Source organism: Stenotrophomonas sp. K-6, assembly GCF_056861555.1.
The window spans coordinates 190,237-203,619 of sequence record NZ_JBSPUC010000002.1 but is presented as its reverse complement, the minus strand read 5'-3'; the positions used below and the strand labels follow the sequence as shown (position 1 = coordinate 203,619).

General features: G+C 58.6%; 10 protein-coding genes and 1 pseudogene. 6 read left to right on the top strand and 5 right to left on the bottom strand.

Annotated features, from left to right (window positions below; genetic code table 11):
• Nucleotides 1–209 precede the first annotated feature (209 nt).
• The 6 genes from AC13F7_RS06265 to AC13F7_RS06240 all read left to right on the top strand — a co-directional run bounded on the left by AC13F7_RS06265 (nt 210) and on the right by AC13F7_RS06240 (nt 7,955).
• Nucleotides 210–2,036, top strand: coding sequence for a monovalent cation:proton antiporter-2 (CPA2) family protein (locus tag AC13F7_RS06265; RefSeq protein WP_482999601.1), 1,827 nt, complete (start codon nt 210–212; stop codon nt 2,034–2,036).
• Between the two features lie 201 nt (nt 2,037–2,237).
• A complete protein-coding gene (folD, locus tag AC13F7_RS06260; protein WP_179459121.1) occupies nt 2,238–3,137 on the top strand; it encodes a bifunctional methylenetetrahydrofolate dehydrogenase/methenyltetrahydrofolate cyclohydrolase FolD in 900 nt (299 codons plus the stop codon).
• A gap of 229 nt (nt 3,138–3,366) precedes the next feature.
• Entirely contained in the window at nt 3,367–4,824 is a 1,458-nt protein-coding gene (gene guaB / locus AC13F7_RS06255; protein WP_026069766.1) for an IMP dehydrogenase, read from the top strand.
• Nucleotides 4,825–4,935: 111 nt separating this feature from the next.
• A complete protein-coding gene (gene guaA, locus AC13F7_RS06250) occupies nt 4,936–6,501 on the top strand; it encodes a glutamine-hydrolyzing GMP synthase (RefSeq protein WP_176989808.1) in 1,566 nt (521 codons plus the stop codon).
• Between the two features lie 266 nt (nt 6,502–6,767).
• Complete coding sequence (locus tag AC13F7_RS06245) at nt 6,768–7,532, top strand: hypothetical protein (protein ID WP_482999600.1); 765 nt, start codon at nt 6,768–6,770, stop codon at nt 7,530–7,532.
• A gap of 6 nt (nt 7,533–7,538) precedes the next feature.
• The gene (locus AC13F7_RS06240; protein WP_482999599.1) at nt 7,539–7,955 is read left to right on the top strand and encodes a hypothetical protein; all 417 of its coding nucleotides are present in this window, start codon (nt 7,539–7,541) and stop codon (nt 7,953–7,955) included.
• A gap of 429 nt (nt 7,956–8,384) precedes the next feature.
• Here AC13F7_RS06240 and AC13F7_RS06235 read toward each other — a convergent pair.
• The 5 genes and pseudogenes from AC13F7_RS06235 to AC13F7_RS06215 form a co-directional block, all read right to left on the bottom strand.
• Nucleotides 8,385–8,555, bottom strand: a pseudogene (locus AC13F7_RS06235) (transposase); the annotation flags it as partial.
• Nucleotides 8,556–8,581: 26 nt separating this feature from the next.
• Nucleotides 8,582–8,863, bottom strand: a complete 282-nt coding sequence (locus AC13F7_RS06230) for a helix-turn-helix transcriptional regulator (protein ID WP_482999598.1) — start codon at nt 8,861–8,863, stop codon at nt 8,582–8,584.
• Between the two features lie 208 nt (nt 8,864–9,071).
• The gene (locus tag AC13F7_RS06225; RefSeq protein WP_482999597.1) at nt 9,072–11,135 is read right to left on the bottom strand and encodes a hypothetical protein; all 2,064 of its coding nucleotides are present in this window, start codon (nt 11,133–11,135) and stop codon (nt 9,072–9,074) included.
• A gap of 88 nt (nt 11,136–11,223) precedes the next feature.
• Nucleotides 11,224–12,060, bottom strand: coding sequence for a macro domain-containing protein (locus tag AC13F7_RS06220; RefSeq protein ID WP_482999596.1), 837 nt, complete (start codon nt 12,058–12,060; stop codon nt 11,224–11,226).
• Nucleotides 12,061–12,095: 35 nt separating this feature from the next.
• Nucleotides 12,096–12,665 carry a TIR domain-containing protein gene (locus AC13F7_RS06215; RefSeq protein ID WP_482999595.1) on the bottom strand — a complete coding sequence of 190 codons (570 nt, stop codon included), beginning with the start codon at nt 12,663–12,665 and terminating at the stop codon, nt 12,096–12,098.
• Between the last annotated feature and the right edge of the window lie 718 nt (nt 12,666–13,383).

Sequence of the window (13,383 nt, the reverse complement as noted above, 5' to 3'; positions counted from 1 at the left end):
CGTGGATGCCGTTCGCGAGGGGGCCGGGTGAGCGCAGCCACGCATGGCGTGGCTCTATCGCCGGGTTCGGTCGCGATTTCAGGACGATCTGACATCAAGGTCGAATATCGTTCTGAATTCAGCACGATAAAACGCAGCATCCGCGCTACTGCCCTCCAACGCTTTGCCCTATCGTTGACGCATCTTTTGTAGTCCGGGGAAGCAACCGCATGGCGGTGGAAGCAGGTGCCAGTGAATTGGTGAAAGTGGTCGCCCTGCTGGGTGCGGCAGTGGTCATGGTGCCGCTGTTCCGCCGGCTCGGGTTGGGCTCGGTGCTGGGCTATTTCGCCGCGGGCCTGGCGATCGGCCCGTTCGGGTTCGGCTGGTTCTCCGATCCGCAGGCCATCCTGCATACCGCCGAGCTCGGCGTGGTGATGTTCCTGTTCGTGATCGGCCTGGAAATGCGCCCATCGCATCTGTGGAGCCTGCGCAACGAGATCTTCGGTCTGGGCACGCTGCAGATCGTGGTCTGCGGCACGGTGCTGACCGGCGTGTGCATGCTGCTCGGCTTCCCGCTGCCGGTGGCCTTCATCGGTGCCGCCGGGTTCGTGCTGACCTCCACCGCGGTGGTGATGCAGTTGCTGGCCGAGCGCGGCGACATCGCGCTGCCGACCGGCCAGAAGATCGTCTCGATCCTGCTGTTCGAAGATCTGCTGATCGTGCCGCTGCTGGCGGTGGTCGCGTTCATGGCGCCGGTGCACAGCGATGCCGGCGAGACGTCGCGCTGGGTCACGGTGGGCATCGCCGCCGGTGCGATCGTCGGGCTGGTGCTGGTCGGCCGCTTCCTGCTCAATCCGCTGTTCCGCATCCTCGCCGCCGCCAAGGCGCGCGAAGTGATGACGGCCGCCGCGCTGCTGGTCGTGCTCGGCGCCGCGCTGCTGATGCAGCTGGGTGGGCTGTCGATGGCGATGGGCGCATTCCTCGCGGGCGTGCTGCTCAGCGAATCCACCTTCCGCCACCAGATCGAAGCGGATATCGAGCCCTTCCGCGGCATCCTGCTCGGCCTGTTCTTTCTCAGCGTCGGTATGGCGCTGGACCTTACCGTCGTCGCCAACAACTGGCCGCTGATCGTCTCCGGCGTGTTTGCGCTGATGTTTGCCAAGGCGATCTGCATCTACGTGGTTGCGCGCATCCTCGGCAGTGATCATCGCCAGGCGCTGGACCGTGGCGTGGTGATGGCGCAGGGCGGCGAGTTCGCGTTCGTACTATTCTCCGCCGCAGCGGTGGCGGGTGTGATCGATGTGCAGGTCAACGCCAACCTCACCGCGATCGTGGTGCTTTCGATGGCGCTGACCCCGCTGTTCGTACTGCTGCACGACAAGCTGATGCCGGATCGTGAAGTCTCGCTCGATGGCGTCGAAGAAGCCGACGGTCTGTCCGGCAGCGTGCTGCTGATCGGCTTCGGCCGTTTCGGCCAGGTGGCGAGTCAGTCGCTGCTGGCGCGCGATGTGGATGTGACCATCATCGACAACGACGTGGACATGATCCACAACGCCGAGCGTTTCGGATTCAAGATCTACTACGGCGATGGCACACGCCTGGATGTGCTGCATGCCTCGGGCGCGGCGTCGGCCCGGGCGATCGCGGTGTGCGTCAACAATGACCAGGATGCCGATCGCATCGTGGAGCTGGTCACTCACGAGTTTCCGCAGGCCAAGCTGCTGGTGCGCTCGTTCGACCGCGAGCATTCGCTGCGCCTGATCCATGCCGGCGTCGATTTCCAGATTCGAGAAACCTTTGAGTCGGCCCTGCAGTTCGGCCAGGCCGCGTTGATGGAGCTGGGTGCCGATCCGGATGATGCGCGCGAGATCGCCGAGCAGATCCGCGAACGCGATGCCGAACGCTTCGAGCTGGAGATGGCGGGCGGAGACCTGCGTGCCGGTGCGCACATGGTGTTCGGCAGCGCGCTGCCGGGCGTGCCGACGCCGACGCCGTTCACCGCGCCCAAGCGCAAGGCGCGCACGCTCAATGCCGAGCAGGTGCCCGAAGAGGAATGAGGTTACGGTCGTGGGGGGGGGGGGGGGGGGGGCCGCGGGGGGGGGGGGGGGGGGGGGGGGGGGGGGCCGCCCGCGGGCCGGCACCCAGGTGGCGCTGCCCGGGCGATCGTGGCTGCCGGCCAGCGGCCGGCACTACCGGTGGGCGGGGCGGGCCGAATCGGGGACAATAGACGACCGTCGCCCCCACGCCTGCCGCCCTCGATGAGCTCACCGACTTCCGACACCGCTTCTTCCGCCCGCATTCTCGACGGCCGCCGCATCGCCGAAGACCTGCTGGACAGCCTCAAGGTCCGGGTCGATGCCCGCCTGGCTGCCGGTGGCAGCCGTCCGGGCCTGGCCGTGGTGCTGGTCGGTGGCGACCCGGCCTCGACCGTGTACGTGCGCAACAAGCGCCGCGCGGCCGAGAAAGTGGGTATCGAAGCCTTTGATTACGATCTGCCGGCCGGCACCACCGAGGCCGAGCTGCTGACCCTGATCGATCAGCTCAATGCCGATCCGAAGATCCACGGCATCCTGGTCCAGCTGCCGCTGCCGGGCATCCCGGACGCCAACCGCCTGATCCACCGCATCGACCCGCGCAAGGACGTGGACGGCTTCCACCCGGAAAACGTCGGTCATCTGGCCCTGCGCGAGTTTGGCCTGCGCCCGTGCACGCCGCGCGGCATCGTGACGCTGCTGGGCCACACCGACCAGCCGGTGCGCGGTCGCAACGCCACCATCGTCGGCGTCAGCAACCACGTCGGCCGCCCGATGGGCCTGGAGCTGCTGATCGCCGGCTGCACCGTGACCAGTTGCCACAAGTTCACCCCCAAGGACGTGCTGGAGCAGTCGGTGCGCAACGCCGACATCCTGGTGGTCGCCGTGGGCCGCCCGGGCATCGTCCCGGGTGAGTGGGTCAAGCCGGGCGCCGTGGTGATCGACGTGGGCATCAATCGCCTGGATGACGGCCGCCTGGTCGGCGATGTCGGCTTTGAGGCCGCTGCCCAGCGTGCCAGCTGGATCACCCCGGTTCCGGGCGGGGTAGGGCCGATGACCGTGGCGACCCTGATGCAGAACACGATCGAGGCGGCCGAGGGGTACGCGTCCACGCATTCGCGCTGACGCTCCCAAGGTGTGCTGCACACACCTTGGGCCCCCACTCACCAGCACTCACGCCGCCGCCGCTTCGCGGCCGCCCCCGAACTTCGGGGGCTCTCCCCCTGCCGGGATCGCGGGCGGCCCATGGCTGAACCGCGTGGCTGCCCACGCGACACAGCGTCGCATCCGACCCCTGCCAAAGACGCCCGAATCAGGGTAAAATGTCGCGCTTCCCCACATCTCGGGTATGCCGATGCTGCGCATCCAGGCTGAAGCTCTCACCTACGACGACGTCTCCCTCGTCCCCGCTCATTCCATCATCCTGCCCAAGGATGTCAGTCTGGAAACGCGCCTGACGCGCGACCTGCGGCTGAAGCTTCCGATCCTCTCGGCTGCCATGGATACCGTCACCGAAGCCCGCCTGGCGATCGCCATGGCCCAGCTCGGCGGCATGGGCATCATCCACAAGAATCTGAGCGTCGAGCAGCAGGCTGCCGAAGTCGCCAAGGTCAAGAAGTTCGAGGCCGGCGTCATCCGCGACCCGATCACCGTCGGCCCGGAAACCACCATCCGCGACGTGCTGGCCCTGACCCAGGCGCGCAACATCTCCGGCGTGCCGGTAGTGGACGGCGGCGGCCAGCTGGTCGGCATCGTCACCCACCGTGACATGCGCTTCGAGACCGAGCTGGACGATCCGGTCCGCCACATCATGACCAAGAAGGATCGCCTGATCACGGTCAAGGAAGGCGCGGCCTCCGATGAAGTGCTGCAGCTGCTGCACCGCAACCGCATCGAGAAGATCCTGGTCGTCAACGATGATTTCGCCCTGCGCGGCCTGATCACCGTCAAGGACATCCAGAAGAACACCGATTACCCGAACGCCGCCAAGGACACCGCCACCCGCCTGCTGGTCGGCGCGGCCGTCGGCGTCGGTGGCGATACCGACCGCCGGGTCGAGGCGCTGGTCGCCGCCGGGGTGGACGTGCTGGTGGTGGACACCGCGCACGGCCACTCGCAGGGCGTGCTGGACCGCGTCAGCTGGGTCAAGAAGCACTTCCCGCAGGTGCAGGTCGTCGGTGGCAACATCTGCACCGGTGAAGCCGCCTTGGCGCTGCTGGACAGCGGTGCGGACGCGGTCAAGGTCGGCATCGGCCCGGGCTCGATCTGCACCACGCGCGTCGTCGCCGGTGTCGGCGTGCCGCAGATCACCGCGATCGACCTGGTCGCCGAGGCGCTGCAGGACCGCATCCCGCTGATCGCCGACGGCGGCATCCGTTACTCCGGCGACATCGGCAAGGCGCTGGCCGCCGGTGCCTCCACCATCATGATCGGTGGCCTGCTGGCCGGTACAGAGGAATCGCCCGGCGAGACCGAGCTGTTCCAGGGCCGCTCCTACAAGAGCTACCGCGGCATGGGCTCGCTGGCCGCGATGGAGAAGGGGTCCAAGGACCGCTACTTCCAGGACGCCTCCAGCGCCGACAAGCTGGTGCCCGAGGGCATTGAAGGCCGCGTGCCGTACCGCGGCCCGGTCGGCGGCATCATCCACCAGCTGATGGGCGGCCTGCGCGCCACCATGGGCTACGTGGGCTGCGGCACCGTCGAAGACATGCGCAGCAAGCCGAAGTTCGTCAAGATCAGCGGCGCCGGCCAACGTGAGAGCCACGTCCACGACGTGCAGATCACCAAAGAGCCGCCGAACTACCGCGCCTGATGCGGCATGAGCAAAGAGGAACGAGGAAGCTGATTCCCGTTCCTCTTTCTCTATCCGCCGCCGGTAACGATTCTGTGTTTCCCGTATTCACTCCTGCATTGCCCGGGCACCATGACCAACATCCATAACGACAAGATCCTCATCCTCGATTTCGGCGCCCAGTACACCCAGCTGATCGCGCGCCGCATCCGCGAGCTCGGCGTGTATTGCGAGATCTGGGCATGGGACCACAACCCGGCTGACATCGCCGCGTTCGGCGCCAAGGGCATCATCCTGTCCGGTGGCCCGGAATCCACCACGCTGCCGGGCGCGCCTGCCGCACCGCAGGAAGTGTTCGACAGCGGCCTGCCGATCTTCGGCATCTGCTACGGCATGCAGACCCTGGCCGCCCAGCTCGGTGGTGCCACCGAAGCGGCCGACCAGCGTGAGTTCGGCCATGCCGAAGTCAACGTCGTCGCCCCGGATGCGCTGTTCAAGGGCCTGAGCGACCACGGTGGCGAGCCGAAGTTGAATGTCTGGATGAGCCACGGCGACCACGTCTCCGTCGCGCCGCCGGGCTTCACCGTCACCGCCGTGACCGATCGCATCCCCGTGGCCGCGATGGCCAACGAAGAAAAGCGCTGGTACGGCGTGCAGTTCCACCCGGAAGTGACCCACACCCTGCAGGGCCAGGCGCTGCTGCGCCGCTTCGTGGTGGACGTGTGCGGCTGCGAGACCCTGTGGACCGCGGCCAACATCATCGACGACCAGATCGCCCGCGTGCGCGAGCTGGTGGGCGATGACGAAGTGATCCTGGGTCTGTCCGGCGGCGTCGATTCGTCCGTCGTGGCCGCGCTGCTGCACAAGGCGATCGGCGACAAGCTCACCTGCGTGTTCGTCGATACCGGCCTGCTGCGCTGGCAGGAAGGCGACCAGGTGATGGCGATGTTCGCCGAGCACATGGGCGTCAAGGTGATCCGCGTCAACGCGGCCGACCGCTACTTCAGCAAGCTCGAAGGCGTCAGCGATCCGGAAGCCAAGCGCAAGATCATCGGCAACCTGTTCGTGGACATCTTCGATGAAGAATCCACCAAGCTGAAGAACGCCAAGTGGCTGGCGCAGGGCACCATCTACCCCGACGTGATCGAGTCGGCCGGCAGCAAGACCGGCAAGGCCCACGTGATCAAGAGCCACCATAACGTCGGCGGCCTGCCAGAGCACATGAAGCTGGGCCTGGTCGAGCCGCTGCGCGAGCTGTTCAAGGACGAAGTGCGTCGCCTCGGCGTCGAGCTCGGCCTGCCGCGCAGCATGGTCTACCGCCACCCATTCCCGGGCCCGGGCCTGGGCGTTCGCATCCTGGGCGAAGTGAAGCGCGAATACGCTGAGCTGCTGGCCAAGGCCGATGCCATCTTCATTGATGAGCTGCGCAAGGCGGATCTGTACGACAAGACCAGCCAGGCGTTTGCCGTGTTCCTGCCGGTGAAGTCGGTGGGCGTGGTGGGTGACGCGCGGGCTTATGAGTGGGTGATTGCGCTGCGGGCCGTGGAGACGATTGACTTCATGACGGCGCATTGGGCGCATCTGCCGTATGAGTTCCTGGGTACGGTGAGCAACCGGATCATCAATGAGTTGCGGGGGGTATCACGGGTGGTTTATGACATCTCGGGGAAGCCGCCGGCGACTATTGAGTGGGAATGAGTTGAAAGAACGAGGGCGCCGAGAGGCGCCCTTGTTGTTTGAGCTTGTCCGTTCTACATTGTTAGAGGCAGGTTGATGATCATACTTGCGCGTCCGAATTTCCGATTATATTTGTCAATTTTCGGTTTGCTTCGGCATTTAGTCGGGTGCATCAAGGGGGGGGCTTTCTATTTTGACTTAAATTGGGTCTGAGCCGGTCTCTAGTTTATTTTTTATGGTGGCGTTGGTGGTGTCAGCCTAATTTAGCTGCGGTGACTTTTTATTAAATGAATGGTATCGATACAGTGCATAGGAATGCCTCGTTGCCTAATCCAATCTTCGCATTTTTCCCTGGTGTGTCGGCCTTCCCCCTCACGCCATATCTTTATATAAACATCTCGTTAAACCCTGGTGATGTTCTTGATAGCAATGCTTTGAGTAAGTATTTGGAGGATGTTGCAAGTCAGGCTGGGGGCGGCGCTCAGGGCGAGGATGAGTGGCTTTCGTTTGCTCGAAAGGAGAATCTTATGGCTGGTGAAGAGCCTTTTATTCGTCCCAAAGAGTGGTACTACGGGGATCGCCGGTGGATTGCGGTTAGTAAGCCGTCGAGATGGGAGATTCATCTGTACGTCGGGTTATGTGGTGCTGCTTCCAATTCTCAGTCTCTAGTTCATCTTGCCACAGAGACAAATAAGTGGCTTCATAAGGTACCCTCTAAGCTGAGGCCATTCTGGAAAATCCGTTACAGTGCTCCGGTAATCTCGGGTGAAGTGAAGGTCGCCAATTATGAAACTGGAATCCGTATCGCATCGCGTCAGAGATTTCTGAGAACTCTGGCCGGAAAGGACTCTGCTGCTATGGCTATAGGTCTTCTAATTCCAATTATTGGCTATTTTATTAAGAATCACGTAAATGGTGAGTGGTCAGGAATTATTGGGCAGATTGGATTGGTTGGTGGTGTTGCAATCTTGACTATTTTCTTGGCTGCCATTATTCGGCATTTCTTTATCATTCCCAGATTCATTTGGAATGTAGATAAACTTCACGATTGAGGGTGTATGGTGCAGAAATTTTCTGATCCGATCGGTTTTGAGCGCGAACTTGTTTCGATTGCGGACTCGGTCTTCGCTGGGCGCGGGGATATTCGACATGAAGAAAGTGTTGGGTTTGGATTTGATGCTTGGAGGCTCGACTACGTCGTTGATTTGAAGTGGAGTGCTCGACCGGGGCGTTACGTTTTTGAATTTAAGTATTCGAGCTATCCGACTCTGCCGGAGTCGCTCCTTAGGTCCCTTGTTGCGAGGTTTTCTTCGCTTAAGAGTGCAAATCCCGGAATGGGGTTTACTTGTATCATTGTTACAAATGGGAATGCTCCAGTTGAGGAAAGTCAGCTGCCCCCTTACATCAAGGTTATTGCCGGCATACAGAATGGAGAGCTGTGGCGAAAGAAGCTTAGCGAGATGTTCCTAGGATAGAGGCGACGGTCGCCATGAGGAATTGTCGTTACAACGAGGATGGCGCCATGGCATCGACTCGCGGAGGCCAAACGCAGGTCCGACCTGCCGTCAGCTGCGATCGAGAGTCGGGCCGAGTTGAGCGCGCGCAGTGAAGGATGCTGTGGGCCCATCAACAATCCCCTCATCCAGATGCCGCTCCGGCTCCGCTGCGACCCGGCAGCGGTCCGCCGAATGCAGCACCTGCAGCACTGTCAGCAACCCCACCAACGCGCGCTCGGTCCTCGCAAGGCTCATGCGGCGGCCCGGTGACACATCGTTCTCCGTCCAGGGCAGTCCATCGGCACCCTCGCAGCCGCGAATGCGCTTGAGGATGCCGAGCAGGGAGCTCAGGTCGGGCAGTGGTTAGTCGTCATTGATGGGCTCAACAACGGTGTACGAGGAGAAGGTGTCGGATTCGCTCATGCCGCCGAACTTGCTGCGCCACAGGTAGTACGAGGCCTCGCTGAAGCCATGCTGGCGGCAGAGGTCCTTGATGGGCATGCCGGCCTCAGCTTCGCGTAGGAAGCCGATGATCTGCTCTTCGGAAAAGCGCTTCTTCACGTCCAATCTCCTTGTCATTGAGGATTGGACTCCAAACCGCTTCGCTACTCAATCTCGGGGGGGGGGCGTCGCACGCAGCGCGGTGTCAGCCGGAAGCGCCGGGGAAACTCGCCGCGCTGCTCCATTTCGTAGATGGTGGTGCCCGCCAGTGGCACGATCTGATGCAGCTCACGTCGGCGGATCGTGCGGCGAAAGGGGGAGTGGAGAACCTTTCGGGAACTGCGGAAGCTCGACGTATTGCTCAGTGCCGGGGTAGGGCAGCGAAGTGTTGGGTTGTGCTGGTTCCGTGAGCGGTTTCGAGTCGGCAGCCATCGTCCAGAGTCCATGATGTATGCAATAAGCGTTATGGTGGCTACCGGTGGCGATCGTGACAACTTGCTGCAGCAAGGCTGGGCGTATGGAACAGGTATTTCGGCGTTCCGCCGTTGCGCCGCTTGCCTCATGTCGCTCTGAGGGAAAAGTTGCAGCAAACAGTTAAGCGAGAGATTGCACATCACTCGCCGACATTGCGGGAGCAATGAACTATAGAGGCGTCTAGCCAGCTTGGAATGACAAAATCATCGTTCCCTGACCACTGTCGGCGGGGTAAAGAAAGATGCCGCACGGCCACAATAGGCGCTCAACATGGATATTCAGCCCATAAAGGTCTTCTCGCGTCCAGGATTCCCGCTTCCAGAACTGTAGCAGATCATACGCAAACGCATTGACCCACCCGGTAAGCTGTCGTGCGGCTATCGCAGCACCAGCAGACGTTTCTGCAGTTGGCAAGGGTGCTTTCCCCATGCCGTCCAGATGTCCAATCAGCCGGGCCGAGGCAATCAGGATATCGGTTATGGCAGCGTGGGCGGTGTTAAACAGTTTAGGGTGATCGCCGTCTATCGCATGTTCCTCTTTTGCCTTGGTGATACGAGCATAAGTCAAGTCAAAGGTCTGGGTAAGGTAACTTGAGAACTCCTGCTCAAACAAATTTTCCGCTCCAAATCCCGCGCTTTCGTAAGCATAGCGATAAGCACGCAACGCCTTACGCATAGCGCAATGCAATACTGCATCATGCTGGTTTTCCGTTACAGGCTCCATCAGGAAACCCGGTAGCGTACTTTCAAATTGGTTCACCGTATGTGCGAGAGACAATCCCGCGACAAGCAAATGCAACGTGACTCCTGCATCTTGCATTTCCTCGCCAACCAAGGACATGGCGTATTCTTTGTTCAGCACGATACGTACCTTGAGCTTCCCTTCCTGCAAAACCAAGAGAGCGGCAGCTCCCTGTGCAATATAATCCGGTATACCTTCCGGATTCGTATTTGCGCCGAAGCCGCGCTCTGTATCGGTAAGCGTCTTTCCAAACTCGGACGTAAATGTGATGCCGTCCAGACGTGTCAAGTTTAGCCACTGGCGCAACTTTTCAACAAGGGATTGAGTAGCTCCGCTTATATGGGAAACATCTTCCTCGGTGGACCAGCCAATGAAAGTAAGTTGATAACCCGAAAACGGCGTTGGAGCCAATGGGGGTATAGTTTTGCTTTGTGGGTTTCTGTGCGGCAAGAGACTGCTTAGAGCCTCTTGGACAACGAAGTCCATCTTGCCTTTCCAGCGTTTCCCGATTTTCTCGCTTAAATCTACATGAGTGGATGATGCTGCGATAAAAATCTCATCGCTACACTCTGACGCTTCATGATTAAAACTAGATAGATCAGGAACAGTGCTGCCTGCGCGCACCCCTACAAGCAACTTTCGTGATGTCAGGGGCATGACGACGGCAGAAGCCGTCGATGTCATGATATAGGGGAGGAATCCGCCTTCTTTCTCATCGAGGCCAAGCGCGATGCAGTCCGGCATGATTGCGCCGTCTTCTGGCGCCGGACATATACTCCATGCAAATTCTTCCAAGTCCCGCTTGCGTGGCTCTGCAATCAATCCATTATTCAGAAATTTTTTATGACTATCGCTTACAATCTCGTCGATGCGTGAAAACAGGCCAGAAAAAGCCTGTTGAAATTGGTCGGGTATGGGGTTTGTATCCCCTAGCATTTTCTCCTTTGCAAACATGAAAATCATTCTATCCAACGACGCTTTTGGAATTTTTGTTTGGCTAAGAAAAAGACGAATGGTTTGAGTTAATTTTTCTTCCTTATCAAAAGCGGATGCAATATGCTCATTCCAGGTTATATTTGGCGCAGCCTCCCCTAAGCCAAGTAGAGACACAATCGTCTCTTTGTCGGCGAATATCTCCGATACGCCTACCATGAGATTCATGGCACCACTGCTGAACATGCGGCGCACACTATTTCCGCGGGGAGTCAAGTGCGCAATAACCTCCGCTGCGATGCTGGCATCTGCAGCTGCGCCCATCTCAATGGCGCGTAGCGTACCTAACAAGTGACCTAGCCTGTCTTCGTAGCTGGTGATAATGTCGTCAAGAGTTTTTCTTCCATCACTCGACGGTTTGGAGTAGAAATCGCGTTGTGCGGCTATGCGGTCGATATTGGAGATATAATGTTTATCAATGCGGTAAACGTACGTCTTCTTAGATTTAGCGCATATAAGGAAGCCGCGTTGAAATGACTGCGGAATGTGGTGCTGTATTCTACCGGACATGGCATTTCCTTTTGCGTTTCCTACATAAGGTCTTGCTGCCTTTGCGGCCACATGAAACCATATTCAGCAAAAAGCTAAGTCCTCAATGCTACATGCCATTTCTGGCGGATTTGATGTCTAGAAGATTTATCTGATCAATTTTTTCTTTGTGAATAACAATGGTCAACTTGGCAGGGTGCTTGAATCGCATTTCACTGATGCGAAACGTCCACAGCATGATCTTCAACAGATCTTCGTCGCTGATATTCTTGTGTCCCTTGATTCGCGTAATACCAGATCCGAAGATCGTAGTGGATACGCTTTGTTGTGCGTAAACCCTGTTTACTTTGTCCCAGAAATTAATCAAAAACTCTAGATATTCGGGCATTGTCAGGTTCGCCCTGTTGCTGTCATCAAATTTGGCAAAGGCTGTAACGAGGTAATCTTTATAGACGCAGATTGTGCCGACCTTATACTTAATCCTCTTGCCAGCCGTTCTGTCTACCTCTCTGTCCAATACATCGTCATCTTCAAATTGATAATCATCGATATGCCGGTCTAGGTCGGCGACACTTGTTCCGAGATGCTGCTCTAGAAAGATTCCATTGAGTGATCGCTTGGCAATGATTCTGTCATCTACCACGGTATCGAAGTATTCGTTAAAGGCGATGGCCTTTAGTCCTGATTGCTGGAATATGTCACCGGTCTTGATGTTGACAGTGCTACCCTCAATGCTCAGGCTTACATCTTGGAGATTGTTTGATCTTGCCCATAAGATGAGATAGGTCAAAAGCAACAGTACCAAAATCGCGGCACCAGCCATAACCCGATACTCGTCCAGAATATCAACGAATATCAGGGTTCCAGAAAGTGCTGCAAAAAAACCGGACGATATTTCCAGAAATTTCTTAAATATTCGCCTATCAAAAAGACTTACCTTTGCCACTACAATTTCTCCCCGGAGACGCAATATATGTCGGTTTAAGGAATAGCCGGGTAACGATAAACATCCGCCTCTTTTTTCGTCGCCAGCATAAATCCAGAATCATTGAACGCCGTTTTGATTAGATCCTTCTTCATGGGCACATGAAGCGTGGGCACACTGCCCATTGAATCCTTGAAAACAGGAATTTTCGCCCACAAGTTCTTTACCGTCTGCTTAAGCGACCCATTAATCAACAGATCTTCCTTGGTGGCATATTCTGGATAGATGACGATTACGGGCAATCCCTGGTCATTGATGCCGTAATCGATCTCTTCCCTGATCGCTCTAGAGTTGACCGTGGTCGAACTTAGAAAAAGGACAATATTTTTTGACGATCGCAGGCGTGTTCGCAATCTAGGCTTCAGGGTTGTCTCCCAGTCACTGCCATCACGAACGTTGTATGTCGTCGCGTGAGAATCAATGAACGGAAAGCTCGAATCTGCACCTTTCCAGGATCGGAGCAGGTTGTAGTAGCAAAAGTCCTTGGTTGCATGTGCACCTAGCGCGCTGGGGTTGAATGGCTCGGCCACATAAAAGGCGCTGTAGTTTCCGTTTCGTACAGACATTGTTGTTTTCTCCGTTGTTGTTTGCCCGTGTCGGCTGTCGCCAGCGTGCTCATTTGAGTCCCCAATTTATCAAGAATAGATAACATTTGGAGACAACTGTCGGGCGTCTCTGCTTCGCAGACCGTGCTGCTCCAGGTTCGCTATTCGCCCATCCCTGACGGGACTGGCTATCGCCAGCCTTCCACATCCCTGACGCCTTCGGCCCGGCTTCTAGCTTCGGGCCTGCGCGCTTCGCTTGCGTGCGGACTGGTGGGCTAGGCGCGCCTAGTGCTGGCAAGCGCCTCCCGTTTCGAAGCCGTCGCGACCAGTACGAGGGCGAGCGGGGAGCCGGAGCTGACGATCGCGATCGATCCGTTGGGTTCCGAACGCGCCGCTGGTCGACAGCGTGCGTGCGATCAGCGAAAAATTTCCCGATCCACCGGTGCATTTTTCTACCCAAGGGAGGGGGATCAGTGCGGCGGGTTCGCAGTGGTTCTGCCGCCATTCGCCTATGTCTGCTGCTGCCAAGTGTTCCGGAAGAGCTCGGTCGTGTCGCCCGGCCACCCGCTCGCTACGTTGGGGCGCCCGGCAAAGCGCCCGAAAGAGCGCAGGTCGAAAACGTGGCCTGCCTCCGACAGCCGAAGTCTGGCCGCATGCCGAAGAGCAAGAAACAAAGAGCCCGCAATGCGGGCCGTTTGTCTTGGTACCAGGTAGGGTGTCCGAGCATTGCTCGGACCTA

Excerpts from the sequence above, each read along its gene's own strand:
- AC13F7_RS06265 (WP_482999601.1), top strand. The coding sequence starts at position 210 with ATGGCGGTGGAAGCAGGTGCCAGTGAATTGGTGAAAGTGGTCGCCCTG.
- folD (WP_179459121.1), top strand. The coding sequence starts at position 2,238 with ATGAGCTCACCGACTTCCGACACCGCTTCTTCCGCCCGCATTCTCGAC.
- guaB (WP_026069766.1), top strand. The coding sequence starts at position 3,367 with ATGCTGCGCATCCAGGCTGAAGCTCTCACCTACGACGACGTCTCCCTC.
- guaA (WP_176989808.1), top strand. The coding sequence starts at position 4,936 with ATGACCAACATCCATAACGACAAGATCCTCATCCTCGATTTCGGCGCC.
- AC13F7_RS06245 (WP_482999600.1), top strand. The coding sequence starts at position 6,768 with ATGAATGGTATCGATACAGTGCATAGGAATGCCTCGTTGCCTAATCCA.
- AC13F7_RS06240 (WP_482999599.1), top strand. The coding sequence starts at position 7,539 with ATGGTGCAGAAATTTTCTGATCCGATCGGTTTTGAGCGCGAACTTGTT.
- AC13F7_RS06230 (WP_482999598.1), bottom strand. The coding sequence starts at position 8,863 with ATGGACTCTGGACGATGGCTGCCGACTCGAAACCGCTCACGGAACCAG.
- AC13F7_RS06225 (WP_482999597.1), bottom strand. The coding sequence starts at position 11,135 with ATGTCCGGTAGAATACAGCACCACATTCCGCAGTCATTTCAACGCGGC.
- AC13F7_RS06215 (WP_482999595.1), bottom strand. The coding sequence starts at position 12,665 with ATGTCTGTACGAAACGGAAACTACAGCGCCTTTTATGTGGCCGAGCCA.